This window comes from Salinisphaera sp. Q1T1-3 (genome assembly GCF_003602005.1).
Lineage (GTDB): Bacteria > Pseudomonadota > Gammaproteobacteria > Nevskiales > Salinisphaeraceae > Salinisphaera.
Map to the genome: position 1 here is coordinate 1 of NZ_QZWD01000056.1, position 286 is coordinate 286.

1 protein-coding gene and 1 pseudogene are annotated in these 286 nt (G+C 59.4%); both read right to left on the reverse strand.

The window, feature by feature from the left end:
• Positions 1-160 (reverse strand): annotated as a pseudogene (locus tag D3260_RS17150) (DDE-type integrase/transposase/recombinase); the annotation flags it as partial.
• An 11-nt stretch (positions 161-171) separates the two neighbouring features.
• On the reverse strand, positions 172-286 hold a 115-nt coding region (locus D3260_RS18225), incomplete at its 5' end, for an integrase core domain-containing protein (RefSeq protein ID WP_370456270.1).

Below are 286 nucleotides of genomic sequence, written 5' to 3' on the forward strand. Positions count from 1 at the left end.
CCAGCTGCCGCTGCTGGGTCGCGTCCATCGACCAGCCGATGACGAGCTTGCTGTATAGATCGATCACCACACAGAGAAACAGCCACCCTTCGCCCGTCCGGATCTGGGTGATGTCGGTGACCCATTTGATGTTGGGTTCGGGCGCGACAAAGTCGCGCTCTGGAGTTGCCCCTATAAAACCGGACACGCATTCTTACTTGCCTGAGCCTGTCTGAATTCCCGCGGTGAGCGCATGTTCAGCGCCTTGTGCGGGTGCGTGTTGTTGTAGTCGTCGAACCAGGCCGGC